Origin of the sequence: Cedecea lapagei (assembly GCF_900635955.1) — a bacterium.
Lineage (GTDB): Bacteria > Pseudomonadota > Gammaproteobacteria > Enterobacterales > Enterobacteriaceae > Cedecea > Cedecea lapagei.
On the sequence record NZ_LR134201.1, the window covers coordinates 234,574 to 256,024 of the forward strand.

Here is a 21,451-nt window from a genome sequence, read left to right on the forward strand (position 1 = left end):
TTACACTTTGCGCAGTTTTTGAGCGGGAGTCATCATGTACGTTTGCTTGTGTAACGGTGTAAGCGATAAGACAATTCGTCAAGCGGTGCGGCAGCATCATCCTCAGTCTTTTCAGCAGCTTAAAAAATTTATTCCGGTAGGGAATCAGTGTGGCAAATGCGTCCGTCAGGCTCGCGAAATTATGCAGGACGAACTGATGCAGATCCCAGAGTTCAAAGAGATCGCTTAAAATACGCTCATTTTTTTGACTTACACCCCGCGACATCTACGCTTCAATAAGTGGAAGCGGAGGAAGTCAAAATGAAAGGTGATGTTAAGATTATAAATTATCTCAATAAATTATTGGGAAACGAGCTTGTCGCAATTAACCAGTATTTTCTGCATGCCCGTATGTTTAAAAACTGGGGATTAAAACGTCTCAATGACGTCGAGTATCACGAATCAATCGATGAGATGAAACACGCCGATAGGTACATCGAGCGTATTCTTTTTCTGGAAGGCATTCCAAACCTGCAGGATCTTGGCAAGCTGGGCATCGGTGAAGATGTCGAAGAGATGCTGCGTTCCGATCTCCGGCTGGAGCTGGAGGGGGCTAAGGATCTGCGTGAAGCCATCGCCTATGCCGATCAGGTTCATGACTACGTTAGCCGCGATCTGATGATTGAAATTTTGGCCGACGAAGAGGGCCATATCGACTGGCTTGAGACTGAACTGGATTTGATTCAAAAACTGGGTATTCAGAACTATCTGCAGGCGCAGATACGCGAAGAGTAACCCCGGCCAACTAAGACAGAGGGGCTTCCTCTGTCTTATCTTCTTTACTTACCCTAACATCTGCCAGGCAAAATTCCCCCAACCAGCAATCGCGAGCCAGGGCCCAAAAGGCACCTCTGCACTCCTGCGTCGTTTGCACAGAGAAAGCGCTCCGGTATAAACAAGGCCCAGTAACGAAGCGATGGCGAGAACGAGAGGCAAATTTTGCCAGTAGTTCCAGGCGCCAATAGCGGCCAATAGCTTAAAGTCACCATACCCCAGACCCGCTTTGCCGGTCGCGTACTTGAAGAGCTGAAAAACAAGCCACAGACAAAGATAGCCAGCAACGGCGCCGTAAACAGCGTGGCAAAGATGATGTGGACTCACCAGACTATGGAAAAGCAGCCCGAGCCAAAGCAGGGGCAGGGTGAGCCTGTCGGGGAGCAGCATAGTGCGGAAATCAATCATGCTTAGCCGCAGCGCAAAACAGAAATAGAGCGCAGCAGCAGGTAATAGCCAGGCAAGCGGGATACTGGTCGATATCATCTTTTCATCTCTGTGGCCGTGGGACAACCGGATGCTACTCCGCTGAGAGGGATACGCCTACTCACCCCGGAATCTGAGCTTTGATGCTGCGTAACGCCTCGCAAATGTGCCTGCATGCTGGGGTTGCCGACCCTGTGACTCACTAAATAGAGGGTGTCGATGAAATTTCGACCCGCATTGCTTGCAAGCTGGCCCGAAACCCGTATAATGCGCGGGCTGTCTTAATAGACAGCTGGTTCAATATGAACCCTGATGGCGGTCAGTAGAAGAGATTCAGCTGCTATCAAACAATGTCCCCAATTGGGGGACTATGTATGAACGATTACACTCCCCCATCAATCGTAATGGGTGCGAGTAGTAATTTTTTTCGTCTATAAAATAATTGGAGCTCTGGTCTCATGCAGAACCAAAGAATCCGTATCCGCCTTAAAGCGTTTGATCATCGTCTGATCGATCAATCAACTGCGGAAATCGTCGAGACTGCTAAGCGCACTGGTGCGCAAGTACGTGGTCCGATCCCGCTGCCGACCCGCAAAGAGCGCTTTACCGTTCTGATCTCCCCGCACGTCAACAAAGACGCGCGCGATCAGTACGAGATCCGCACTCACAAGCGTCTGGTTGACATCGTTGAGCCAACTGAGAAAACCGTTGATGCTCTGATGCGTCTGGATCTGGCTGCCGGTGTAGACGTGCAGATCAGCCTGGGTTAATCAGGTCATTGACGATTGAGAGGTTGAAACAATGATTGGTTTAGTCGGTAAAAAAGTGGGTATGACCCGTATCTTCACTGAAGACGGCGTTTCTATCCCAGTAACCGTAATCGAAGTAGAAGCAAACCGTGTTACTCAGGTTAAAGACCTGGCTAACGACGGCTACCGTGCTGTTCAGGTGACCACTGGCGCTAAAAAAGCGAACCGTGTAACCAAGCCGGAAGCTGGTCACTTCGCTAAAGCTGGCGTTGAAGCTGGCCGTGGTCTGTGGGAATTCCGCCTTGCTGAAGGCGAAGAGTTCACCGTAGGTCAGGACATTAGCGTTGAGCTGTTTGCTGAAGTTAAAAAAGTTGACGTAACCGGTACCTCTAAAGGTAAAGGTTTCGCAGGTACCGTTAAGCGCTGGAACTTCCGTACCCAGGACGCGACCCACGGTAACTCCTTGTCTCACCGCGTTCCGGGTTCTATCGGTCAGAACCAGACTCCGGGCAAAGTGTTCAAAGGCAAGAAAATGGCAGGCCAGCTGGGTAACGAACGTGTCACTGTTCAGAGCCTGGACGTAGTACGTGTTGACGCTGAGCGCAACCTGCTGCTGGTGAAAGGTGCGGTCCCGGGTGCAACCGGTAGCGACCTGATCGTTAAACCAGCTGTGAAGGCGTAAGGGGATAGCAATGGAATTAGTATTGAAAGACGCGCAAAGCGCGCTGACTGTTTCCGAAACTACCTTCGGTCGTGACTTCAACGAAGCGCTGGTACACCAGGTTGTTGTTGCTTATGCAGCAGGCGCCCGTCAGGGTACTCGTGCTCAGAAGACCCGTGCTGAAGTAACTGGTTCCGGCAAAAAGCCGTGGCGCCAGAAAGGTACCGGCCGTGCGCGTTCAGGTTCTATCAAGAGCCCGATCTGGCGTTCCGGTGGCGTAACCTTCGCTGCTCGCCCGCAGGACCACAGTCAAAAAGTTAACAAAAAGATGTACCGCGGCGCGCTGAAAAGCATCCTGTCCGAGCTGGTACGTCAGGATCGTCTGATCGTTGTTGAGCAGTTCTCTGTTGAAGCACCGAAAACCAAGCTGCTTGCTCAGAAACTGAAAGATATGGCTCTGGAAGATGTGCTGATCGTGACCGGTGAACTGGATGAGAATCTGTTCCTGGCCGCTCGTAACCTGCATAAGGTTGACGTGCGCGATGTAGCTGCAATCGACCCAGTTAGCCTGATCGCCTTCGACAAAGTCGTTATGACTGCGGAAGCAGTTAAGCAAGTTGAGGAGATGCTGGCATGATCCGTGAAGAACGTCTGCTGAAAGTACTGCGCGCGCCGCACGTATCTGAAAAAGCGTCTACCGCGATGGAAAAAACCAACACCATCGTACTCAAAGTTGCGACTGACGCGACCAAAGCAGAGATCGTAGCTGCTGTACAGAAGCTGTTCGAAGTTGAAGTTAAAGACGTTAACACCCTGGTAGTTAAAGGGAAAACTAAACGTCACGGACAGCGTGTTGGTCGTCGTAGCGACTGGAAAAAAGCTTACGTCACCCTGAAGGAAGGCCAGAATCTGGACTTCGTCGGCGGCGCTGAGTAAGTCGGAGGAGAAAGACAATGGCAGTTGTTAAATGTAAACCGACATCTCCGGGTCGTCGCCACGTAGTTAAAGTGGTTAACCCTGAGCTGCACAAGGGCAAGCCTTTTGCTCCGTTGCTGGAAAAAAACAGCAAATCCGGTGGCCGTAACAACAATGGTCGTATCACTACCCGTCATATCGGTGGTGGTCACAAGCAGGCATACCGTATTGTTGACTTTAAACGCAACAAAGATGGTATCCCGGCAGTTGTTGAACGTCTTGAGTACGATCCGAACCGTTCCGCGAACATCGCGCTGGTTCTGTACAAAGATGGCGAACGCCGTTACATCCTGGCCCCTAAAGGCCTGAAAGCTGGCGACCAGATTCAGTCTGGCGTTGATGCTGCAATCAAAGCGGGTAACACCCTGCCGATGCGCAATATCCCGGTTGGTTCTACCGTTCATAACGTAGAAATGAAACCAGGTAAAGGCGGTCAGCTGGCTCGTTCCGCTGGTACCTACGTGCAGATCGTTGCTCGTGATGGTGCTTACGTTACCCTGCGCCTGCGCTCCGGTGAAATGCGTAAAGTCGAAGCTGACTGCCGCGCTACCCTGGGCGAAGTTGGCAACGCTGAGCATATGCTGCGCGTTCTGGGTAAAGCAGGTGCTGCTCGCTGGCGTGGTGTTCGTCCTACCGTTCGCGGTACCGCGATGAACCCAGTCGATCACCCACATGGTGGTGGTGAAGGTCGTAACTTTGGTAAGCACCCGGTATCCCCGTGGGGCGTTCAGACCAAAGGTAAGAAGACCCGCAGCAACAAGCGTACTGATAAATTTATCGTACGTCGCCGTAGCAAATAATTTTAGAGGATAAGCCATGCCACGTTCTCTCAAGAAAGGTCCTTTTATTGACCTGCACTTGCTGAAGAAGGTAGAGAAAGCGGTGGAAAGCGGTGACAAGAAGCCCCTGCGCACTTGGTCCCGTCGTTCAACGATCTTTCCTAACATGATCGGTTTGACCATCGCTGTCCATAATGGTCGTCAGCACGTTCCAGTCTTTGTTTCCGACGAAATGGTCGGCCACAAACTGGGTGAATTCGCACCGACTCGTACTTATCGCGGCCACGCTGCTGATAAAAAAGCGAAGAAGAAATAAGGTAGGAGGAAGAGATGGAAACTTTAGCTCAACATCGCCATGCTCGTTCTTCTGCTCAGAAGGTTCGCCTTGTTGCTGACCTGATTCGCGGTAAGAAAGTGTCGCAGGCTCTGGATATTCTGACCTACACCAATAAGAAAGCGGCTGTATTGGTTAAGAAAGTACTGGAATCTGCCATTGCTAACGCTGAACACAACGATGGCGCTGACATTGACGATCTGAAAGTCGCGAAAATCTTCGTAGACGAAGGCCCTAGCATGAAGCGCATTATGCCTCGTGCAAAAGGTCGTGCAGATCGCATCCTGAAGCGCACCAGCCACATTACTGTGGTTGTGTCCGATCGCTGAGACTCTGGAGACTAGCAATGGGTCAGAAAGTACATCCTAATGGTATTCGCCTGGGTATTGTAAAACCATGGAATTCAACCTGGTTTGCGAACACCAAAGAATTCGCTGACAACCTGGACAGCGATTTTAAAGTACGTCAGTACCTGACTAAGGAACTGGCTAAAGCGTCTGTATCTCGTATCGTTATCGAGCGTCCTGCCAAGAGCATCCGTGTGACCATTCACACCGCTCGCCCAGGTATCGTTATCGGTAAGAAAGGTGAAGACGTAGAAAAACTGCGTAAGGTCGTCGCGGATATCGCTGGCGTTCCTGCACAGATCAATATCGCCGAAGTTCGTAAACCTGAACTGGACGCTAAATTGGTTGCTGACAGCATCACTTCTCAGCTGGAGCGTCGTGTGATGTTCCGTCGTGCTATGAAGCGTGCTGTACAGAACGCAATGCGTCTGGGCGCTAAAGGTATCAAAGTTGAAGTTAGCGGCCGTCTGGGCGGCGCCGAGATCGCACGTACCGAATGGTACCGTGAAGGTCGCGTGCCGTTGCACACTCTGCGTGCTGACATCGACTACAACACCTCTGAAGCGCACACCACTTATGGTGTAATCGGCGTTAAGGTATGGATCTTCAAAGGTGAGATCCTGGGTGGTATGGCTGCTGTTGAACAACCGGAACCGGCTGCTCAACCTAAAAAGCAGCAGCGTAAAGGCCGTAAGTAAGGAGAGTCGCTGATGTTACAACCAAAGCGTACAAAATTCCGTAAAGTGCACAAAGGCCGCAACCGTGGTCTGGCGCAGGGTACGGATGTTAGCTTCGGCACTTTCGGTCTGAAAGCTGTTGGCCGTGGTCGTCTGACTGCACGTCAGATCGAAGCAGCACGTCGTGCAATGACCCGTGCAGTTAAGCGTCAGGGTAAGATCTGGATCCGTGTATTCCCGGACAAACCGATCACCGAAAAGCCGCTTGAAGTGCGTATGGGTAAAGGTAAAGGTAACGTGGAGTATTGGGTTGCCTTGATCCAGCCAGGCAAAGTCCTGTATGAAATGGACGGCGTTTCTGAAGAGCTGGCCCGTGAAGCCTTCAAGCTGGCAGCAGCAAAACTGCCTATCAAAACCACCTTTGTAACTAAGACGGTGATGTAATGAAAGCAAAAGAGCTGCGTGAAAAGAGCGTCGAAGAGCTGAACACCGAGCTGCTGAACCTGCTGCGTGAGCAGTTCAACCTGCGCATGCAGGCTGCAAGTGGCCAGCTGCAACAGACTCACCTGCTGAAGCAGGTTCGTCGTAATGTTGCGCGTGTTAAGACTTTACTGACTCAGAAGGCGGGTGCGTAATGACCGATAAAATCCGTACTCTGCAAGGTCGCGTTGTCAGCGACAAAATGGAGAAATCCATTGTTGTTGCCATCGAACGTGTTGTGAAGCACCCGATCTACGGGAAATTCATCAAGCGTACGACCAAACTGCACGTACATGACGAGAACAACGAATGCGGTATCGGTGACGTGGTTGAAATCCGCGAATGCCGTCCGCTGTCCAAGACTAAGTCCTGGACGCTGGTTCGCGTTGTAGAGAAAGCGGTTCTGTAATACAGTAAGCCTTCTCAAACAAATAAACGGCTCAGCGATGAGCCGTTTATTTTTTCTACCCATATTCAGGAACCGGTGTTATAATGCCGCGCCCTCGTTTATGGGGCTTTTTAACGACCTGATTTCCAGGTCCCGAAGTAGTAGTTGACATTAGCGGAGCACTGAAATGATCCAAGAACAGACTATGCTGACCGTGGCCGACAACTCCGGCGCGCGTCGCGTAATGTGTATCAAGGTTCTGGGTGGCTCGCACCGTCGCTACGCAGGCGTCGGCGACATCATCAAAATTACCATCAAGGAAGCAATTCCTCGCGGTAAGGTGAAGAAAGGCGATGTGCTGAAAGCGGTAGTGGTGCGCACCAAGAAGGGTGTTCGTCGCCCGGACGGTTCTGTCATTCGCTTCGATGGTAATGCATGCGTTATTTTAAACAATAACAGCGAGCAGCCAATCGGCACGCGTATTTTTGGGCCGGTAACTCGTGAACTGCGTAATGAGAAGTTCATGAAAATTATCTCTCTGGCACCAGAAGTACTCTAAGGAGCGAATCATGGCAGCGAAAATCCGTCGTGATGACGAAGTTATCGTGTTAACCGGTAAAGATAAAGGTAAGCGCGGTAAAGTAAAAAATGTCCTGTCTTCCGGCAAGGTCATTGTTGAAGGTATCAACCTGGTTAAGAAACATCAGAAGCCGGTTCCGGCCCTGAACCAACCAGGTGGCATCGTTGAAAAAGAAGCTGCAATTCAGGTTTCTAACGTTGCTCTCTTCAACGCGGCAACCGGCAAGGCTGACCGTGTAGGCTTTAGATTCGAAGACGGCAAAAAAGTCCGTTTCTTCAAGTCTAACAGCGAAACTATCAAGTAATTTGGAGTAGTACGATGGCGAAACTGCATGATTACTACAAAGACGAAGTAGTTAAAAAACTCATGACTGAGTTTAGCTACAATTCTGTCATGCAAGTCCCTCGGGTCGAGAAGATCACCCTGAACATGGGTGTTGGTGAAGCGATCGCTGACAAGAAACTGCTGGATAACGCAGCAGCTGACCTGACAGCAATCTCCGGTCAAAAACCGCTGATCACCAAAGCACGCAAATCTGTTGCAGGCTTCAAAATCCGTCAGGGCTATCCGATCGGCTGTAAAGTAACTCTGCGTGGCGAACGCATGTGGGAGTTCCTTGAGCGTCTGATCACTATTGCTGTACCGCGTATCCGTGACTTCCGTGGCTTGTCCGCTAAGTCTTTCGACGGTCGTGGTAACTACAGCATGGGTGTCCGTGAGCAGATCATCTTCCCAGAAATCGATTACGACAAAGTCGATCGCGTCCGTGGTTTGGATATTACCATTACCACTACTGCGAAATCTGATGATGAAGGCCGTGCTCTGCTGGCTGCCTTTGACTTCCCGTTCCGCAAGTAAGGTAGGGTTACTTCATGGCTAAGCAATCAATGAAAGCACGCGAAGTAAAGCGCGTTGCTTTGGCTGAAAAATTCTTCGCTAAACGCGCAGAACTGAAAGCTATCATTTCTGATGTGAACGCGACCGACGAAGACCGTTGGAACGCTGTTCTCAAGCTGCAAACTCTGCCGCGTGATTCCAGCCCGTCCCGTCAGCGTAAACGCTGCCGCCAGACTGGTCGTCCACATGGTTATGTGGGCAAGTTCGGGTTGAGCCGTATCAAGCTGCGTGAAGCCGCCATGCGCGGTGAAGTGCCTGGCTTGAAAAAGGCTAGCTGGTAATTGTCACCAATTGAATCACGGGAGTAGAGACAGATGAGCATGCAAGATCCGATCGCGGATATGCTGACCCGTATCCGTAACGGTCAGGCCGCGAACAAAGTTGCGGTCACCATGCCTTCCTCCAAGCTGAAAGTGGCAATCGCCAACGTGCTGAAGGAAGAAGGTTATATTGAAGAATTTAAAATTGAAGGCGACATCAAGCCTGAACTGGAACTGACTCTTAAGTATTTCCAGGGCAAGGCTGTGGTAGAGAGCATTCAGCGAGTCAGCCGCCCAGGCCTGCGCATCTATAAGAAAAAAGATGAGCTGCCTAAAGTTATGGCCGGCATGGGTATTGCTGTCGTTTCTACCTCTAAAGGTGTTATGACTGATCGTGCAGCGCGCCAGGCTGGTCTTGGTGGCGAAATTATCTGCTACGTAGCGTAATTGGAGGAATAAAATGTCTCGTGTTGCTAAAGCACCGGTCGTTGTTCCTGCAGGCGTAGAGGTAAAACTCAACGGTCAGGTTATTTCGATCAAAGGTAAAAACGGCGAGCTGACTCGTACTATCAACGATGCTGTTGAAGTTAAACACGCTGAAAATGCTCTGACTTTCGCTCCGCGCGAAGGCTTTGCAAACGCGTGGGCCCAGGCGGGTACCACTCGTGCGCTGTTGAACGCAATGGTTGTCGGTGTTACCGAAGGCTTCACTAAGAAGCTGCAGCTGGTTGGTGTAGGTTATCGTGCAGCCGTTAAAGGCGACGTGGTGAATTTAGCCCTGGGCTTCTCTCACCCTGTTGAGCATAAGCTGCCGGCAGGAATCACTGCTGAATGTCCGACTCAGACTGAAATCGTGTTGAAAGGCGCTGATAAGCAGATGATCGGTCAGGTTGCAGCAGATCTGCGCGCCTACCGTCGTCCTGAGCCTTATAAAGGCAAGGGTGTTCGTTACGCCGACGAAGTCGTGCGTACCAAAGAGGCTAAGAAGAAGTAAGGTAACACTATGGATAAGAAATCTGCTCGTATCCGTCGTGCGACCCGCGCACGTCACAAGCTCAAAGAGCTGGGTGCAACTCGCCTGGTGGTACATCGTACCCCGCGTCACATTTACGCACAGGTAATTGCACCAAACGGTTCTGAAGTTCTGGTAGCTGCATCTACTGTAGAAAAAGCTATCACTGAGCAACTGAAGTACACTGGGAACAAAGACGCCGCTGCAGCTGTAGGTAAAGCTGTTGCTGAGCGCGCGCTGGAAAAAGGCATCACCGTAGTTGCTTTTGACCGTGCTGGTTTCCAATATCATGGTCGTGTCCAGGCACTGGCAGATGCTGCCCGTGAAGCTGGCCTTCAGTTCTAAGGTAGAGGTGTAAGATGTCTCACATCGAAAAACAAGCTGGCGAACTGCAGGAAAAGCTGATCGCGGTAAATCGCGTATCTAAAACCGTTAAAGGCGGTCGTATTTTCTCCTTCACTGCTCTGACAGTGGTAGGCGACGGTAACGGTCGTATTGGTTTTGGTTACGGTAAAGCGCGTGAAGTTCCAGCAGCGATCCAGAAAGCGATGGAAAAAGCCCGTCGCAACATGATTAACGTCGCGCTGAACAGCGGCACCCTGCAGCACCCTGTTAAAGGTGTGCACACAGGTTCCCGTGTGTTCATGCAGCCGGCTTCCGAAGGTACCGGTATCATCGCCGGTGGTGCAATGCGCGCCGTCCTGGAAGTCGCTGGTGTTCATAACGTCCTGGCTAAAGCGTATGGTTCTACTAACCCGATTAACGTGGTTCGTGCAACTATCGATGGCCTGGCGAATATGAAGTCTCCAGAAATGGTCGCTGCCAAGCGTGGTAAATCCGTTGAAGAAATTCTGGGGTAATTGACCATGGCAAAGACTATTAAAATTACACAAACCCGCAGTGCAATCGGTCGTCTGCCGAAACATAAGGCAACGCTGCTTGGCCTGGGTCTGCGTCGTATTGGCCACACCGTAGAGCGCGAGGATACTCCTGCTGTACGTGGTATGGTCAACGCGGTTTCCTACATGGTTAAAGTTGAGGAGTAAGAGATGCGTTTAAATACTCTGTCTCCGGCCGAAGGGTCTAAGCACGCTTCCAAGCGTCTGGGTCGTGGTATCGGTTCTGGCCTCGGTAAAACCGGCGGTCGTGGTCACAAAGGTCAGAACTCTCGTTCTGGTGGTGGCGTACGTCGTGGTTTTGAAGGTGGTCAGATGCCGTTGTACCGTCGTCTGCCGAAATTCGGTTTCACCTCTCGCAAAGCAATGATCACGGCAGAAGTTCGTCTGTCCGATCTGGCGAAAGTTGAAGGCGACGTAGTTGACCTGAACACGCTGAAAGCAGCAAACATTATCGGTATTCAGATCGAGTTCGCGAAAGTGATCCTGTCTGGTGAGGTAACTCGTCCGGTAACTGTTAGCGGCCTGCGTGTGACCAAAGGCGCTCGTGCTGCTATCGAAGCTGCTGGCGGTAAAATCGAGGAATAAGTAGCAGATGGCAAAGCAACCGGGATTAGATTTTCAAAGTGCTAAAGGTGGGCTTGGCGAGCTGAAACGCAGACTGATGTTTGTTATCGGTGCGCTGATTGTTTTCCGCATAGGCTCTTTTATTCCGATCCCTGGTATTGATGCCGCTGTACTTGCCAAACTGCTTGAGCAACAGCGAGGCACCATCATTGAAATGTTCAACATGTTCTCTGGTGGTGCTCTCAGCCGTGCTTCTATCTTCGCGCTGGGTATCATGCCGTACATTTCGGCATCGATCATCATTCAGCTGCTTACCGTGGTTCACCCCGCGCTGGCAGAGCTGAAGAAAGAAGGGGAGTCTGGTCGTCGTAAGATCAGCCAGTACACCCGTTACGGCACTCTGGTGCTGGCAATATTCCAGTCAATCGGTATTGCTACCGGTTTACCGAATATGCCTGGTATGCAGGGCCTGGTGTTAAATCCAGGCTTTGCATTCTATTTCACCGCTGTTGTAAGTCTTGTCACCGGGACAATGTTCCTGATGTGGCTGGGCGAACAGATTACTGAACGCGGTATCGGTAACGGTATCTCAATCATAATCTTCGCGGGTATCGTTGCGGGTCTTCCGCCGGCCGTTGGCCATACCATCGAGCAAGCAAGGCAAGGCGACCTGCACTTCCTCCTGTTGCTGTTGGTTGCAGTATTAGTATTTGCAGTGACCTTCTTCGTTGTTTTTGTTGAGCGTGGCCAGCGCCGCATCGTGGTCAACTACGCTAAACGTCAACAGGGTCGTCGTGTCTATGCTGCGCAGAGCACACATTTACCGCTGAAAGTGAACATGGCCGGGGTTATCCCTGCGATCTTCGCCTCCAGTATTATCCTGTTCCCGGCAACCATCGCGTCATGGTTCGGGGGCGGTACCGGTTGGAACTGGCTGACAACAATTTCGCTGTATTTGCAGCCTGGGCAACCGCTTTATGTGTTACTCTATGCGTCTGCAATCATCTTCTTCTGTTTCTTCTACACGGCGTTGGTTTTCAACCCGCGTGAAACAGCAGATAACCTGAAGAAGTCCGGTGCATTTGTACCAGGAATTCGTCCGGGAGAACAAACGGCGAAGTATATCGATAAAGTAATGACCCGCCTGACTCTGGTTGGTGCGCTGTACATTACCTTTATCTGCCTAATCCCGGAGTTCATGCGCGATGCAATGAAAGTGCCGTTCTACTTCGGTGGGACCTCACTGCTGATCGTTGTTGTCGTGATTATGGACTTTATGGCTCAAGTGCAAACTCTGATGATGTCCAGTCAGTATGAGTCTGCATTGAAGAAAGCGAACCTGAAAGGCTACGGCCGTTAATTGTCGCTTGAGAAGTTACGGAGAGTAAAAATGAAAGTTCGTGCTTCCGTCAAGAAATTATGTCGTAACTGCAAAATCGTTAAGCGTGACGGTGTTATTCGCGTGATTTGCAGCGTAGAGCCGAAGCATAAACAGCGTCAAGGCTGATTATCTCGCATATTTTTCTTGCAAAGTTGGGTTGAGCTGGCTAGATTAGCCAGCCAATCTTTTGTATGTCTATGCGTTTCCATTTGAGTATCCTGAAAACGGGCTTTTCGGCATGGGACGCATAATCTAAATAGTAGGAGTGCATAGTGGCCCGTATAGCAGGCATTAACATTCCTGATCAAAAACACGCCGTGATCGCATTAACCTCGATCTACGGTGTCGGCAAGACTCGCTCCAAGGCCATTTGCGCTGCGGCGGGTATCGCTGAAGATGTTAAGATCAGTGAGCTGTCTGAAGAACAAATCGACACGCTGCGTGACGAAGTTGCCAAATTTGTCGTTGAAGGTGATCTGCGCCGTGAAGTGAGTATGAGCATCAAGCGTCTGATGGACCTTGGTTGCTATCGCGGTTTGCGTCATCGTCGTGGTCTGCCAGTGCGCGGTCAGCGTACTAAGACCAACGCCCGTACCCGTAAGGGTCCGCGCAAACCGATCAAGAAATAATCGGGGTGATTGAATAATGGCAAAGGCACCAGTTCGTGCACGTAAACGTGTAAGAAAAACAGTCTCTGACGGCGTGGCTCATGTCCATGCTTCTTTCAACAACACCATCGTTACTATTACCGATCGTCAGGGTAATGCGTTGGGTTGGGCAACTGCCGGTGGTTCCGGTTTCCGTGGTTCTCGCAAATCCACTCCGTTTGCAGCTCAGGTTGCAGCAGAGCGTTGCGCAGAAGCCGTGAAAGAATACGGTATCAAGAACCTGGAAGTTATGGTTAAGGGTCCTGGCCCAGGCCGCGAATCAACTATTCGTGCTCTGAACGCCGCTGGTTTCCGCATCACTAATATTACTGATGTGACTCCAATCCCTCATAACGGTTGTCGTCCGCCGAAAAAACGTCGCGTATAACGCGTCCGTTTTCTAGGATTGTTGGAGAAAGAAAATGGCAAGATATTTGGGTCCTAAGCTCAAGCTGAGCCGTCGTGAGGGCACCGACTTATTCCTTAAGTCTGGCGTTCGCGCGATCGATACCAAGTGTAAAATTGAACAAGCTCCTGGCCAGCACGGTGCGCGTAAACCGCGTCTGTCTGACTATGGTGTGCAGTTGCGTGAAAAGCAGAAAGTTCGCCGTATCTACGGTGTGCTGGAGCGTCAGTTCCGTAACTATTATAAAGAAGCAGCTCGTCTGAAAGGCAACACCGGTGAAAACCTGTTGGCTCTGCTGGAAGGTCGTCTGGACAACGTAGTTTACCGTATGGGCTTCGGCGCCACTCGTGCAGAAGCACGCCAGCTGGTTAGCCACAAAGCTATTATGGTAAACGGTCGCGTTGTTAACATCGCTTCTTATCAGGTAACTCCGAATGACGTAGTCAGCATCCGTGAGAAAGCCAAAAAGCAATCTCGCGTTAAGGCCGCTCTGGAGCTGGCTGAGCAGCGTGAAAAGCCAACCTGGCTGGAAGTTGATGCTGCCAAGATGGAAGGTGTGTTCAAGCGCAAGCCTGAGCGTACCGATCTGTCAGCGGACATTAACGAACACCTGATCGTCGAGCTTTACTCCAAGTAAAGCTTAGTACCAAAGAGAGGACACAATGCAGGGTTCTGTGACAGAGTTTCTAAAACCACGCCTGGTAGATATCGAGCAAGTGAGTTCGACGCACGCCAAGGTGACCCTTGAGCCGTTAGAGCGTGGCTTTGGCCATACTCTTGGTAACGCACTGCGCCGTATTCTGCTTTCATCGATGCCGGGTTGCGCGGTGACTGAGGTTGAGATTGATGGTGTACTGCACGAGTACAGCACCAAAGAAGGCGTTCAGGAAGATATCCTGGAAATCCTGCTCAACCTGAAAGGGCTGGCGGTAAGAGTTCAGGGCAAAGATGAAGTTATTCTTACCCTGAATAAATCTGGCATTGGCCCTGTGACCGCAGCCGACATTACCCATGATGGTGATGTCGAAATCGTCAAGCCGCAGCATGTGATCTGCCACCTGACCGATGAGAACGCCGCTATTAGCATGCGTATCAAAGTTCAGCGCGGTCGCGGTTATGTGCCGGCTTCTACCCGAATTCATTCGGAAGAAGATGAGCGCCCAATCGGCCGTCTGCTGGTCGACGCCTGCTACAGCCCTGTAGAGCGTATTGCCTACAATGTTGAAGCAGCGCGTGTAGAACAGCGTACCGACCTGGACAAGCTGGTCATCGAAATGGAAACCAACGGCACAATCGATCCTGAAGAGGCGATTCGTCGTGCGGCAACCATTCTGGCAGAACAACTTGAAGCTTTCGTTGACCTACGTGATGTACGTCAGCCGGAAGTTAAAGAAGAGAAACCAGAATTCGATCCGATCTTGCTGCGCCCTGTTGACGATCTGGAATTGACTGTCCGCTCTGCTAACTGCCTTAAGGCAGAAGCTATCCACTATATCGGTGATCTGGTACAGCGTACCGAGGTTGAGCTGCTCAAAACGCCTAACCTGGGTAAAAAATCTCTTACCGAGATTAAAGACGTGCTGGCTTCTCGTGGTTTGTCTCTGGGCATGCGCCTGGAAAACTGGCCACCAGCAAGCATTGCTGACGAGTAACCGGATCACAGGTTAAGGTTTTACTGAGAAGGATAAGGTCATGCGCCATCGTAAGAGTGGTCGTCAACTGAACCGCAACAGCAGCCATCGCCAGGCTATGTTCCGCAACATGGCAGGTTCACTGGTTCGTCATGAGATCATCAAGACGACCCTGCCTAAAGCGAAAGAGCTGCGTCGCGTAGTTGAGCCGCTGATTACTCTTGCCAAGACTGACAGCGTTGCAAATCGTCGTCTGGCATTCGCCCGCACTCGTGATAACGAGATCGTGGCAAAACTGTTTAACGAACTGGGTCCGCGTTTCGCGAGCCGTGCAGGTGGTTACACTCGTATTCTGAAGTGTGGCTTCCGTGCTGGTGACAATGCTCCGATGGCTTACATCGAGCTGGTTGATCGCGCCGAGTCTCAAACAGAAGCTGCTGCAGAGTAATCTGCAGTAACGTAGAAAAACCGGGCTTGCCCGGTTTTTTTATATCCAGAATATCCCCTTCCCGCTACTTTCCCCGTATTCTTGTCTTACTCCTTATCGATCAGAGGTCGCTATGTGGTTGCTCGATCAGTGGGCGGAACGGCATATTGTTGATGCCCAGCGTAACGGTGATTTTGATAGACTGCCCGGCAGCGGCGAGCCGATATTGCTCGACGATGATAGTCATGTTCCCCCTGAACTCCGTGCCGGGTATCGTCTGCTAAAAAATGCAGGCTGTCTGCCGCCGGAGATGCAGCAGCGTAAAGATGCGCTTGAGCTGGTTGATTTGCTGAAAACGGTGCATGCTCAGAGTGAGGAGTACCAGGCCATCAGCAAGAAGCTCGCGCTGCTTGAGCTCAAGCTTCGCCAGGCAGGGATAAATACGGATTTCTTGCGCGGTGAGTATGCCGCAAAACTGATGCAGCAAATCGATGAGGAAAAGTGATGTTTCGTATAGGTGAGCTGGCAAAGCTGGCGAATGTGACGCCAGACACTATTCGTTATTACGAAAAGCAGCAGATGATGGATCACGAAGTGCGCACCGAAGGTGGCTTCCGCCTTTACAGCGACAGCGATCTGCAGCGTCTTAAGTTCATTCGCTACGCCAAGCAGCTGGGTTTTACTCTGGAAGCCATTCGTGAACTCCTGTCGATCCGTATCGATCCGGAGCATCACACATGCCAGGAGTCTAAGGGCATTGTGCAGAGCAGGCTAAGTGAAGTTGAGTCCAAAATTAAGGAATTACAGAATATGCGCCGTTCGCTGCAGCGGCTGAATGATGCTTGCTGCGGTACTGCGCACAGCAGCGTTTACTGCTCAATTCTGGAAGCGCTGGAGCAGGGAGCCAGCAGTAAGAAATAGCCGCTTGATCTTTTTTTGAACGAGGAATAGACTCGCGGCGCTAATTAACCCCATCTGGAGTGACTATGAGCACCAAATATCGCCATCAAAAAGGGCAAATTAACGATAACGCCATAGAGGCACTGCTACATGACCCGCTGTTCCGGCAGAGAGTAGAGAAGAACAAAAAGGGGAAGGGAAGTTATCAGCGTAATGAGAAGCACGGCAAGAAGGGTAACTGGGAGGCCAGTGGCAAACAAGCAATCTGCTTTTTTACCACTGGCCTTCTGTTTTTAGCAGCCAGTATTAATTACGCTGGTTCTGTTCTTTTAGCAGGTCGCGGATTTCGCTCAGCAGCACTTCCTCTTTAGAAGGTGCCGGAGGTGCCTCAGGCTCTGCAGCCTTTTTACGATTCAGTTTATTGATAACTTTGATGGCCATAAAGATAGCAAAAGCGACAATCACAAAGTCAAAAATATTCTGAATAAATACGCCATAGTGCATGACTACCGCAGGCACATCGCCCTGCGCATCGCGCAGCGTCAGTGCAAACTGTTTAAAATCAACACCGCCAATCAGCAAACCCAGTGGCGGCATAATAATATCCGCGACCAGCGAGGAAACAATTTTCCCGAATGCTGCACCAATAATCACACCCACTGCCAAATCAACAACGTTTCCGCGCATCGCGAATTCGCGAAACTCTTTTAAAATACTCATTTATCTCTCCTTGTGCCGGCTGGCAGTAATAATTCTAACAAAGGATGTCTTAATTTCCATTGCCGCAGGAAATAAGATTTTTGTTTATTCCATAATAGTAAAGTGGTTTTCTTACAAAGAAACGGGGCAGAAAGATTTCAGCCCCGTTGAGTTTAGAGGAAGAAGGGACTTGGCTGGAACAGACGCTCAACGTCGCTGACAAACTTCTTATCCGTTAAGAACATAATGACGTGATCGCCCTGCTCTATGCGCAGATTGTCGTTGGCAATCATCACATCATTGCCACGCACCACGGCGCCAATAATCGTTCCCGGCGGCAGTTTTATCTCATCGATAACTCGCCCCACAACGCGGGAAGTACTTTCGTCGCCGTGAGCCACGGCTTCGATGGCTTCCGCAACGCCGCGACGAAGCGATGAAACGCCAACAATATCGGCTTTACGCACGTGCCCAAGCAGGGCTGAAATGGTTGCCTGCTGCGGGGAAATCGCAATATCAATTACGCTCCCCTGCACTAAATCGACATAGGCATTGCGCTGTATAAGGACCATGACCTTTTTAGCGCCCATCCGTTTAGCCAGCATTGCCGACATAATATTGGCTTCGTCATCGTTGGTGACGGCAATAAAGAGATCAACCTGATCGATATGTTCTTCAGCCAGTAACTCCTGATCCGAAGCATCGCCATAAAACACGATGGTGTTTTGCAGCATCTCGGCAAGCTCTGAGGCGCGCTGCTGATCGCGCTCGATCAATTTTACGCTGTAATCTTTTTCCAGCCTGTGAGCCAAACCAGCACCGATATTACCGCCACCTACCAGCATAATGCGCTTATATGGCTTTTCCAGACGCTGAAGCTCGCTCATTACCGCACGAATATTCTGCGAGGCGGCGATAAAGAAGACTTCATCGCCAGCTTCAACGATTGTCGATCCTTGAGGGCGAATAGGGCGGTCGTGACGGAAAATTGCGGCGACACGAGTATCGATATGCGGCATGTGTTCGCGCATGGTGGAAAGCGCATTACCGACCAGGGGGCCGCCATAGTAAGCCTTTACCACGGCCAGGCTTACTTTGCCTTCGGCAAAATTCACAACCTGAAGGGCGCCCGGATACTCAATCAGGCGGTAAATATTGTCGATGACCAGCTGCTCGGGAGCAATCAGGTGATCGATGGGTACAGCTTCCGCGGTAAAAAGTTTATCTGCATCGCGCACATAGTCCGGCGCACGAATGCGAGCAATCCTGTTTGGGGTGTTAAACAGTGAATAGGCGACCTGACAGGCTATCATATTCGTTTCGTCAGAGCTGGTCACCGCAACCAGCATATCTGCGTCATCGGCCCCGGCTTCACGAAGTACGCGTGGATGAGAGCCGTGGCCCTGCACTACGCGTAAATCGAACTTATCCTGCAGAATACGCAGGCGAGCCTGATTGGTGTCGACGACGGTGATATCGTTGTTTTCACCGACCAGGTTTTCCGCCAGGGTACCGCCGACCTGCCCGGCGCCCAGAATGATTATTTTCATCGTTTATCGCTTCACGAGTGATGAAACCTATGACTTCCTGTAGGGAGTCAGCTCTTAATTAGCTTAGCGTAGTAGAAGCCATCGCCGTCGTCTGCCGCGGGCAGATTTTGAGTGCCAGGTCTCTTTTCGTCACCGGTTTCAACCAGTCTGGCATCGGCATGACGTCCCAGAAATGCGCTAATCTGCTCTTTGTTTTCGTCCGGCAAAATGGAGCAGGTAGCATAAACCAGCGTACCGCCGGATTTGAGATGTGGCCAGATAGCGTCCAGAATCTCTTTTTGCAGAGCAACCAGCTCCTGGATGTCTCTGTCGCGGCGCAGCCACTTGATATCCGGATGACGACGAATGACGCCGGTTGCCGAGCACGGCGCATCAAGCAGAATGCGATCAAATTTAGCGTCGGCGCACCACTGGGCCGGGAAGCGACCGTCCCCCAGCTTCACTTCCGCCGTCATGCCTAACCGTTCCAGGTTTTCATGCACGCGTTTCAGGCGTTGGGCGTCAACGTCGACGGCCATCACTTTAGCCTTCGGCGCTGCTTCCAGAATATGGGTCGTTTTCCCGCCAGGCGCGGCGCAAAGATCCAGGATGGTGTCGCCGTTTTGCGGATCTAAAAGATCAACGCTTCCCTGAGCTGAGGCATCCTGAACGGTTACCCAGCCTTGTTCAAATCCGGGTAAAGCCTGAACCGGGGCGGGTGAATCAAGGCGCACAGCGTCACTGTATTTTGGATGGGCATGGCCTTCGAGACCTGCTTCAGCCAGTAATGCCATCCATGCTTCGCGGGTATGATGCTGCCGATTTACGCGCAGCCACATAGGGGGACGCTGATTGTTTGCCTCGACAATGGTTTCCCAGCTTTCCGGATACGCTTTCTTCAGGCGCTGCAGAAGCCAGGCTGGGTGCAGAAAACGACTTTCATGCTTAGCCGCTTCCGCCATCAGGCTTTCCTGCTGGCGCTGGAACTGACGCAGCACGCCGTTAATCAGGCCTTTAAAAGCCTGACGCTTAATGGCAATGGCGCCCTCAACGGTTTCGGCAAGCGCCGCATGGGGAGGAATGCGGGTATAAAGGAGCTGGTAGAAGCCGACCATAATTAAGTAATGGATCGTGCGCTGTTTTCCGGTCATCGGGCGCGACATGAGTTTGCCTACCAGCCAGTCCAGCTGCGGGAGGGTACGCAGCACGCCGAAGCACAGCTCCTGCAGCAGGGCTCGGTCTTTATCAGAGACTTTCTGCTGAACCGCAGGCAGTACATTACTTAATGATTGTCCCTGTTCGACAACTTGTTCGATGGTTTGGGCAGCCAGGCTGCGAAGATTCACTGTTTTTTTCATTACCGTGCTCTGGTTTTTCCAGCGCTATAAACAAAAATGCCCAGGTTACCCCGGGCGTATAGGTGCGGCTTGATCAGGCGAGAACCGTTCCGGGCTCAAACCATTCACGGCGTGAGTTCAGGAGATCCTGCGCCTTCATGGCTTTTTTCCCGGCGGGCTGCAGCTCTTCGAGATTCAGAATGCCGTCGGCCGTGGCGACCTGGATGCCCTGCTTGCTTGCGGCAACAATGGTGCCCGGCGCCGAGTTTGTCCTGGCATCAATGGCCGAGGCGCGCCAGACTTTCAGCGGCTGGCCGTCAATTTCCAGCCAGCTCATTGGCCAAGGATTGAAGGCGCGAACACAGCGTTCCAGCTGAGCAGCGGAAAGGCTCCAGTTGATACGCGCTTCTTCCTTGCTGAGCTTCTCCGCGTAGGTCACCAGCGCTTCGTCCTGCACTTCGGGTTGTGCCGTGCCGCTGGCTAACTGCTCCAGCGTATCGAGCAGGCCTTTTGGACCCAGCCCGGCGAGCTTGTCATACAGCGTACCGCTGGTGTCTTCCGCCTCAATAGGGCAGGAGAGTTTATGCAACATATCGCCGGTATCGAGGCCAATATCCATCTGCATGATGGTGACGCCCGTTTCTGCATCGCCAGCCCATAAAGAACGCTGTATCGGCGCGGCACCGCGCCAGCGCGGTAGCAGTGAACCATGAACGTTCACGCAGCCGAGGCGAGGCATATCAAGCACCGCCTGCGGCAAAATCAGGCCGTAGGCAACCACAACCATCACATCGGCATTGAGGTCGGCAACCAGCTGCTGGTTTTCCGCTTTGCGAAGCGTAGCGGGCTGAAAGACGGGGATGTCTTTCTCTTCAGCCAATACCTTAACCGGGCTAGGCATGAGCTTTTTGCCGCGGCCTGCCGGGCGGTCTGGCTGGGTAAAGACGCCTACAACCTGGTGCTGAGAAGACAACAGCGCGTCAAGGTGACGCGCTGCAAAATCGGGCGTTCCGGCGAAAATAATACGCAGAGAATCTGACACGTTGCTTATTGTCCTTAAGCTTTCGCTTTCAAACGGTCGAGTTTTTCAACTTTCTGACGAATACGTTGCTGCTTCAGCGGCGACAGATAGTCGATAAACAGTTTACCGACCAGGTGATCCATTTCGTGCTGGATACAAATCGCCAGCAGGCCATCCGCTTCCAGCTCAAAGGTTTTGCCGTCACGGTCCAGCGCACGAATTTTCACTTTCTCCGCGCGTGGCACCAGCGCCCTCTGTTCCGGAATAGACAGACAGCCTTCTTCGATACCGGTTTCGCCGCTTTTTTCCAGCAGCTCCGGGTTGATCAGCACCAGCTGTTCGTCGCGGTTTTCAGACACATCAATCACGATAATGCGCTGATGAATATCAACCTGCGTAGCCGCCAGGCCAATACCCTCTTCGGCGTACATCGTCTCGAACATATCATCAACGATGCGCTGAATGTCCGCATTCACTTCTTCAACCGGCTTAGCGACTTTGCGAAGGCGCTCGTCGGGAATATGTAATACTTGCAAAACTGCCATAAATATCCAGAGCTGTGTTCAGTAGTAGAAAGGATTATTCCCTCTATTCTAGACATTTCCCCGGCTGATTGACAGCATCAGTGACCA

At 51.5% G+C, this 21,451-nt stretch carries 39 protein-coding genes; 33 read left to right on the plus strand and 6 right to left on the minus strand.

Features of this window, described 5'->3' with window-relative positions:
* Window positions 1-34: 34 nt before the first annotated feature.
* Window positions 35-229, plus strand: coding sequence for a bacterioferritin-associated ferredoxin (gene bfd / locus EL098_RS01110; protein ID WP_016538470.1), 195 nt, complete (start codon window positions 35-37; stop codon window positions 227-229).
* Window positions 230-300: 71 nt separating this feature from the next.
* Window positions 301-774, plus strand: a complete 474-nt coding sequence (gene bfr, locus EL098_RS01115) for a bacterioferritin (RefSeq protein WP_126354310.1) — start codon at window positions 301-303, stop codon at window positions 772-774.
* A gap of 48 nt (window positions 775-822) precedes the next feature.
* Here bfr and EL098_RS01120 read toward each other — a convergent pair whose 3' ends face one another.
* A complete protein-coding gene (locus EL098_RS01120; RefSeq protein WP_126354311.1) occupies window positions 823-1,299 on the minus strand; it encodes a prepilin peptidase in 477 nt (158 codons plus the stop codon).
* A 398-nt stretch (window positions 1,300-1,697) separates the two neighbouring features.
* Here EL098_RS01120 and rpsJ point away from each other — a divergent pair, with 398 nt between their 5' ends.
* From rpsJ to EL098_RS01275, 31 genes are all read left to right on the plus strand, one after another.
* Window positions 1,698-2,009: a 30S ribosomal protein S10 gene (rpsJ, locus tag EL098_RS01125; protein ID WP_001181005.1), complete on the plus strand. Its 312-nt coding sequence runs from the start codon at window positions 1,698-1,700 to the stop codon at window positions 2,007-2,009.
* A gap of 31 nt (window positions 2,010-2,040) precedes the next feature.
* Window positions 2,041-2,670 (plus strand): 50S ribosomal protein L3, encoded by a 630-nt coding sequence (gene rplC / locus EL098_RS01130; protein ID WP_016538466.1) that lies wholly within the window; start codon window positions 2,041-2,043, stop codon window positions 2,668-2,670.
* A gap of 10 nt (window positions 2,671-2,680) precedes the next feature.
* On the plus strand, window positions 2,681-3,286 hold the full coding sequence (gene rplD, locus EL098_RS01135; protein ID WP_008457145.1) for a 50S ribosomal protein L4: 606 nt from the start codon (window positions 2,681-2,683) through the stop codon (window positions 3,284-3,286).
* Window positions 3,283-3,585 (plus strand): 50S ribosomal protein L23, encoded by a 303-nt coding sequence (rplW, locus tag EL098_RS01140; protein WP_008457148.1) that lies wholly within the window; start codon window positions 3,283-3,285, stop codon window positions 3,583-3,585. Before rplD ends, rplW begins: the two co-directional genes overlap by 4 nt.
* Before the next feature lie 17 nt (window positions 3,586-3,602).
* A complete protein-coding gene (gene rplB / locus EL098_RS01145; RefSeq protein WP_008457150.1) occupies window positions 3,603-4,424 on the plus strand; it encodes a 50S ribosomal protein L2 in 822 nt (273 codons plus the stop codon).
* A 16-nt stretch (window positions 4,425-4,440) separates the two neighbouring features.
* Window positions 4,441-4,719, plus strand: coding sequence for a 30S ribosomal protein S19 (gene rpsS / locus EL098_RS01150; protein ID WP_001138115.1), 279 nt, complete (start codon window positions 4,441-4,443; stop codon window positions 4,717-4,719).
* A 14-nt stretch (window positions 4,720-4,733) separates the two neighbouring features.
* Entirely contained in the window at window positions 4,734-5,066 is a 333-nt protein-coding gene (gene rplV, locus EL098_RS01155; protein WP_002919773.1) for a 50S ribosomal protein L22, read from the plus strand.
* Window positions 5,067-5,083: 17 nt separating this feature from the next.
* On the plus strand, window positions 5,084-5,782 hold the full coding sequence (gene rpsC / locus EL098_RS01160) for a 30S ribosomal protein S3 (protein WP_006817277.1): 699 nt from the start codon (window positions 5,084-5,086) through the stop codon (window positions 5,780-5,782).
* A gap of 12 nt (window positions 5,783-5,794) precedes the next feature.
* Window positions 5,795-6,205: a 50S ribosomal protein L16 gene (gene rplP / locus EL098_RS01165; RefSeq protein WP_015962145.1), complete on the plus strand. Its 411-nt coding sequence runs from the start codon at window positions 5,795-5,797 to the stop codon at window positions 6,203-6,205.
* On the plus strand, window positions 6,205-6,396 hold the full coding sequence (gene rpmC, locus EL098_RS01170) for a 50S ribosomal protein L29 (RefSeq protein WP_039288296.1): 192 nt from the start codon (window positions 6,205-6,207) through the stop codon (window positions 6,394-6,396). The genes rplP and rpmC overlap by 1 nt, the downstream gene beginning before the upstream one ends.
* A complete protein-coding gene (rpsQ, locus tag EL098_RS01175; RefSeq protein ID WP_008457160.1) occupies window positions 6,396-6,650 on the plus strand; it encodes a 30S ribosomal protein S17 in 255 nt (84 codons plus the stop codon). Before rpmC ends, rpsQ begins: the two co-directional genes overlap by 1 nt.
* A gap of 166 nt (window positions 6,651-6,816) precedes the next feature.
* Window positions 6,817-7,188, plus strand: a complete 372-nt coding sequence (gene rplN / locus EL098_RS01180) for a 50S ribosomal protein L14 (RefSeq protein WP_008457164.1) — start codon at window positions 6,817-6,819, stop codon at window positions 7,186-7,188.
* A 10-nt stretch (window positions 7,189-7,198) separates the two neighbouring features.
* Window positions 7,199-7,513, plus strand: coding sequence for a 50S ribosomal protein L24 (rplX, locus tag EL098_RS01185; RefSeq protein ID WP_007724317.1), 315 nt, complete (start codon window positions 7,199-7,201; stop codon window positions 7,511-7,513).
* A gap of 14 nt (window positions 7,514-7,527) precedes the next feature.
* Entirely contained in the window at window positions 7,528-8,067 is a 540-nt protein-coding gene (rplE, locus tag EL098_RS01190; protein ID WP_126354312.1) for a 50S ribosomal protein L5, read from the plus strand.
* 14 nt (window positions 8,068-8,081) lie between these two features.
* A complete protein-coding gene (rpsN, locus tag EL098_RS01195) occupies window positions 8,082-8,387 on the plus strand; it encodes a 30S ribosomal protein S14 (protein WP_008457171.1) in 306 nt (101 codons plus the stop codon).
* Between the two features lie 33 nt (window positions 8,388-8,420).
* On the plus strand, window positions 8,421-8,813 hold the full coding sequence (gene rpsH, locus EL098_RS01200) for a 30S ribosomal protein S8 (RefSeq protein WP_008457173.1): 393 nt from the start codon (window positions 8,421-8,423) through the stop codon (window positions 8,811-8,813).
* A 13-nt stretch (window positions 8,814-8,826) separates the two neighbouring features.
* Window positions 8,827-9,360, plus strand: coding sequence for a 50S ribosomal protein L6 (gene rplF / locus EL098_RS01205; RefSeq protein WP_008457175.1), 534 nt, complete (start codon window positions 8,827-8,829; stop codon window positions 9,358-9,360).
* 9 nt (window positions 9,361-9,369) lie between these two features.
* Window positions 9,370-9,723, plus strand: coding sequence for a 50S ribosomal protein L18 (rplR, locus tag EL098_RS01210; protein ID WP_008457177.1), 354 nt, complete (start codon window positions 9,370-9,372; stop codon window positions 9,721-9,723).
* A gap of 14 nt (window positions 9,724-9,737) precedes the next feature.
* A complete protein-coding gene (gene rpsE / locus EL098_RS01215; protein WP_008457179.1) occupies window positions 9,738-10,238 on the plus strand; it encodes a 30S ribosomal protein S5 in 501 nt (166 codons plus the stop codon).
* A gap of 6 nt (window positions 10,239-10,244) precedes the next feature.
* The gene (gene rpmD, locus EL098_RS01220) at window positions 10,245-10,424 is read left to right on the plus strand and encodes a 50S ribosomal protein L30 (protein ID WP_004846568.1); all 180 of its coding nucleotides are present in this window, start codon (window positions 10,245-10,247) and stop codon (window positions 10,422-10,424) included.
* Between the two features lie 3 nt (window positions 10,425-10,427).
* On the plus strand, window positions 10,428-10,862 hold the full coding sequence (gene rplO / locus EL098_RS01225; RefSeq protein WP_008457184.1) for a 50S ribosomal protein L15: 435 nt from the start codon (window positions 10,428-10,430) through the stop codon (window positions 10,860-10,862).
* A gap of 7 nt (window positions 10,863-10,869) precedes the next feature.
* A complete protein-coding gene (gene secY / locus EL098_RS01230; RefSeq protein WP_034499015.1) occupies window positions 10,870-12,201 on the plus strand; it encodes a preprotein translocase subunit SecY in 1,332 nt (443 codons plus the stop codon).
* A gap of 30 nt (window positions 12,202-12,231) precedes the next feature.
* On the plus strand, window positions 12,232-12,348 hold the full coding sequence (gene rpmJ / locus EL098_RS01235) for a 50S ribosomal protein L36 (protein ID WP_008457187.1): 117 nt from the start codon (window positions 12,232-12,234) through the stop codon (window positions 12,346-12,348).
* Between the two features lie 146 nt (window positions 12,349-12,494).
* Complete coding sequence (gene rpsM, locus EL098_RS01240; RefSeq protein WP_008457189.1) at window positions 12,495-12,851, plus strand: 30S ribosomal protein S13; 357 nt, start codon at window positions 12,495-12,497, stop codon at window positions 12,849-12,851.
* A 16-nt stretch (window positions 12,852-12,867) separates the two neighbouring features.
* Entirely contained in the window at window positions 12,868-13,257 is a 390-nt protein-coding gene (gene rpsK / locus EL098_RS01245; RefSeq protein ID WP_126354313.1) for a 30S ribosomal protein S11, read from the plus strand.
* 34 nt (window positions 13,258-13,291) lie between these two features.
* The gene (gene rpsD / locus EL098_RS01250; protein ID WP_008457194.1) at window positions 13,292-13,912 is read left to right on the plus strand and encodes a 30S ribosomal protein S4; all 621 of its coding nucleotides are present in this window, start codon (window positions 13,292-13,294) and stop codon (window positions 13,910-13,912) included.
* 25 nt (window positions 13,913-13,937) lie between these two features.
* Window positions 13,938-14,927: a DNA-directed RNA polymerase subunit alpha gene (locus tag EL098_RS01255; RefSeq protein WP_008457196.1), complete on the plus strand. Its 990-nt coding sequence runs from the start codon at window positions 13,938-13,940 to the stop codon at window positions 14,925-14,927.
* A 40-nt stretch (window positions 14,928-14,967) separates the two neighbouring features.
* The gene (gene rplQ, locus EL098_RS01260) at window positions 14,968-15,354 is read left to right on the plus strand and encodes a 50S ribosomal protein L17 (RefSeq protein WP_008457198.1); all 387 of its coding nucleotides are present in this window, start codon (window positions 14,968-14,970) and stop codon (window positions 15,352-15,354) included.
* Window positions 15,355-15,466: 112 nt separating this feature from the next.
* Complete coding sequence (locus EL098_RS01265) at window positions 15,467-15,838, plus strand: DnaJ family domain-containing protein (protein WP_126354314.1); 372 nt, start codon at window positions 15,467-15,469, stop codon at window positions 15,836-15,838.
* Complete coding sequence (zntR, locus tag EL098_RS01270; RefSeq protein WP_126354315.1) at window positions 15,838-16,254, plus strand: Zn(2+)-responsive transcriptional regulator; 417 nt, start codon at window positions 15,838-15,840, stop codon at window positions 16,252-16,254. The genes EL098_RS01265 and zntR overlap by 1 nt, the downstream gene beginning before the upstream one ends.
* A gap of 65 nt (window positions 16,255-16,319) precedes the next feature.
* On the plus strand, window positions 16,320-16,604 hold the full coding sequence (locus EL098_RS01275) for an alternative ribosome-rescue factor A (RefSeq protein WP_126354316.1): 285 nt from the start codon (window positions 16,320-16,322) through the stop codon (window positions 16,602-16,604).
* Here the strand turns inward: EL098_RS01275 and mscL are convergent.
* From mscL to def, 5 genes are all read right to left on the minus strand, one after another.
* A complete protein-coding gene (gene mscL / locus EL098_RS01280; RefSeq protein ID WP_126354317.1) occupies window positions 16,540-16,953 on the minus strand; it encodes a large-conductance mechanosensitive channel protein MscL in 414 nt (137 codons plus the stop codon). The two genes, EL098_RS01275 and mscL, sit on opposite strands and share 65 nt — an antisense overlap.
* Before the next feature lie 152 nt (window positions 16,954-17,105).
* On the minus strand, window positions 17,106-18,482 hold the full coding sequence (trkA, locus tag EL098_RS01285) for a Trk system potassium transporter TrkA (protein ID WP_126354318.1): 1,377 nt from the start codon (window positions 18,480-18,482) through the stop codon (window positions 17,106-17,108).
* A gap of 47 nt (window positions 18,483-18,529) precedes the next feature.
* Window positions 18,530-19,819: a 16S rRNA (cytosine(967)-C(5))-methyltransferase RsmB gene (gene rsmB / locus EL098_RS01290; RefSeq protein ID WP_126354319.1), complete on the minus strand. Its 1,290-nt coding sequence runs from the start codon at window positions 19,817-19,819 to the stop codon at window positions 18,530-18,532.
* A 73-nt stretch (window positions 19,820-19,892) separates the two neighbouring features.
* Window positions 19,893-20,840 (minus strand): methionyl-tRNA formyltransferase, encoded by a 948-nt coding sequence (gene fmt, locus EL098_RS01295; RefSeq protein WP_126354320.1) that lies wholly within the window; start codon window positions 20,838-20,840, stop codon window positions 19,893-19,895.
* Window positions 20,841-20,854: 14 nt separating this feature from the next.
* Window positions 20,855-21,364 (minus strand): peptide deformylase, encoded by a 510-nt coding sequence (def, locus tag EL098_RS01300; protein WP_126354321.1) that lies wholly within the window; start codon window positions 21,362-21,364, stop codon window positions 20,855-20,857.
* Window positions 21,365-21,451 lie beyond the last annotated feature (87 nt).

Excerpts from the sequence above, each read along its gene's own strand:
- bfd (WP_016538470.1), top strand. The coding sequence starts at position 35 with ATGTACGTTTGCTTGTGTAACGGTGTAAGCGATAAGACAATTCGTCAA.
- bfr (WP_126354310.1), top strand. The coding sequence starts at position 301 with ATGAAAGGTGATGTTAAGATTATAAATTATCTCAATAAATTATTGGGA.
- EL098_RS01120 (WP_126354311.1), bottom strand. The coding sequence starts at position 1,299 with ATGATATCGACCAGTATCCCGCTTGCCTGGCTATTACCTGCTGCTGCG.
- rpsJ (WP_001181005.1), top strand. The coding sequence starts at position 1,698 with ATGCAGAACCAAAGAATCCGTATCCGCCTTAAAGCGTTTGATCATCGT.
- rplC (WP_016538466.1), top strand. The coding sequence starts at position 2,041 with ATGATTGGTTTAGTCGGTAAAAAAGTGGGTATGACCCGTATCTTCACT.
- rplD (WP_008457145.1), top strand. The coding sequence starts at position 2,681 with ATGGAATTAGTATTGAAAGACGCGCAAAGCGCGCTGACTGTTTCCGAA.
- rplW (WP_008457148.1), top strand. The coding sequence starts at position 3,283 with ATGATCCGTGAAGAACGTCTGCTGAAAGTACTGCGCGCGCCGCACGTA.
- rplB (WP_008457150.1), top strand. The coding sequence starts at position 3,603 with ATGGCAGTTGTTAAATGTAAACCGACATCTCCGGGTCGTCGCCACGTA.
- rpsS (WP_001138115.1), top strand. The coding sequence starts at position 4,441 with ATGCCACGTTCTCTCAAGAAAGGTCCTTTTATTGACCTGCACTTGCTG.
- rplV (WP_002919773.1), top strand. The coding sequence starts at position 4,734 with ATGGAAACTTTAGCTCAACATCGCCATGCTCGTTCTTCTGCTCAGAAG.
- rpsC (WP_006817277.1), top strand. The coding sequence starts at position 5,084 with ATGGGTCAGAAAGTACATCCTAATGGTATTCGCCTGGGTATTGTAAAA.
- rplP (WP_015962145.1), top strand. The coding sequence starts at position 5,795 with ATGTTACAACCAAAGCGTACAAAATTCCGTAAAGTGCACAAAGGCCGC.
- rpmC (WP_039288296.1), top strand. The coding sequence starts at position 6,205 with ATGAAAGCAAAAGAGCTGCGTGAAAAGAGCGTCGAAGAGCTGAACACC.
- rpsQ (WP_008457160.1), top strand. The coding sequence starts at position 6,396 with ATGACCGATAAAATCCGTACTCTGCAAGGTCGCGTTGTCAGCGACAAA.
- rplN (WP_008457164.1), top strand. The coding sequence starts at position 6,817 with ATGATCCAAGAACAGACTATGCTGACCGTGGCCGACAACTCCGGCGCG.
- rplX (WP_007724317.1), top strand. The coding sequence starts at position 7,199 with ATGGCAGCGAAAATCCGTCGTGATGACGAAGTTATCGTGTTAACCGGT.
- rplE (WP_126354312.1), top strand. The coding sequence starts at position 7,528 with ATGGCGAAACTGCATGATTACTACAAAGACGAAGTAGTTAAAAAACTC.
- rpsN (WP_008457171.1), top strand. The coding sequence starts at position 8,082 with ATGGCTAAGCAATCAATGAAAGCACGCGAAGTAAAGCGCGTTGCTTTG.
- rpsH (WP_008457173.1), top strand. The coding sequence starts at position 8,421 with ATGAGCATGCAAGATCCGATCGCGGATATGCTGACCCGTATCCGTAAC.
- rplF (WP_008457175.1), top strand. The coding sequence starts at position 8,827 with ATGTCTCGTGTTGCTAAAGCACCGGTCGTTGTTCCTGCAGGCGTAGAG.
- rplR (WP_008457177.1), top strand. The coding sequence starts at position 9,370 with ATGGATAAGAAATCTGCTCGTATCCGTCGTGCGACCCGCGCACGTCAC.
- rpsE (WP_008457179.1), top strand. The coding sequence starts at position 9,738 with ATGTCTCACATCGAAAAACAAGCTGGCGAACTGCAGGAAAAGCTGATC.
- rpmD (WP_004846568.1), top strand. The coding sequence starts at position 10,245 with ATGGCAAAGACTATTAAAATTACACAAACCCGCAGTGCAATCGGTCGT.
- rplO (WP_008457184.1), top strand. The coding sequence starts at position 10,428 with ATGCGTTTAAATACTCTGTCTCCGGCCGAAGGGTCTAAGCACGCTTCC.
- secY (WP_034499015.1), top strand. The coding sequence starts at position 10,870 with ATGGCAAAGCAACCGGGATTAGATTTTCAAAGTGCTAAAGGTGGGCTT.
- rpmJ (WP_008457187.1), top strand. The coding sequence starts at position 12,232 with ATGAAAGTTCGTGCTTCCGTCAAGAAATTATGTCGTAACTGCAAAATC.
- rpsK (WP_126354313.1), top strand. The coding sequence starts at position 12,868 with ATGGCAAAGGCACCAGTTCGTGCACGTAAACGTGTAAGAAAAACAGTC.
- rpsD (WP_008457194.1), top strand. The coding sequence starts at position 13,292 with ATGGCAAGATATTTGGGTCCTAAGCTCAAGCTGAGCCGTCGTGAGGGC.
- EL098_RS01255 (WP_008457196.1), top strand. The coding sequence starts at position 13,938 with ATGCAGGGTTCTGTGACAGAGTTTCTAAAACCACGCCTGGTAGATATC.
- rplQ (WP_008457198.1), top strand. The coding sequence starts at position 14,968 with ATGCGCCATCGTAAGAGTGGTCGTCAACTGAACCGCAACAGCAGCCAT.
- EL098_RS01265 (WP_126354314.1), top strand. The coding sequence starts at position 15,467 with ATGTGGTTGCTCGATCAGTGGGCGGAACGGCATATTGTTGATGCCCAG.
- zntR (WP_126354315.1), top strand. The coding sequence starts at position 15,838 with ATGTTTCGTATAGGTGAGCTGGCAAAGCTGGCGAATGTGACGCCAGAC.
- EL098_RS01275 (WP_126354316.1), top strand. The coding sequence starts at position 16,320 with ATGAGCACCAAATATCGCCATCAAAAAGGGCAAATTAACGATAACGCC.
- mscL (WP_126354317.1), bottom strand. The coding sequence starts at position 16,953 with ATGAGTATTTTAAAAGAGTTTCGCGAATTCGCGATGCGCGGAAACGTT.
- trkA (WP_126354318.1), bottom strand. The coding sequence starts at position 18,482 with ATGAAAATAATCATTCTGGGCGCCGGGCAGGTCGGCGGTACCCTGGCG.
- rsmB (WP_126354319.1), bottom strand. The coding sequence starts at position 19,819 with ATGAAAAAAACAGTGAATCTTCGCAGCCTGGCTGCCCAAACCATCGAA.
- def (WP_126354321.1), bottom strand. The coding sequence starts at position 21,364 with ATGGCAGTTTTGCAAGTATTACATATTCCCGACGAGCGCCTTCGCAAA.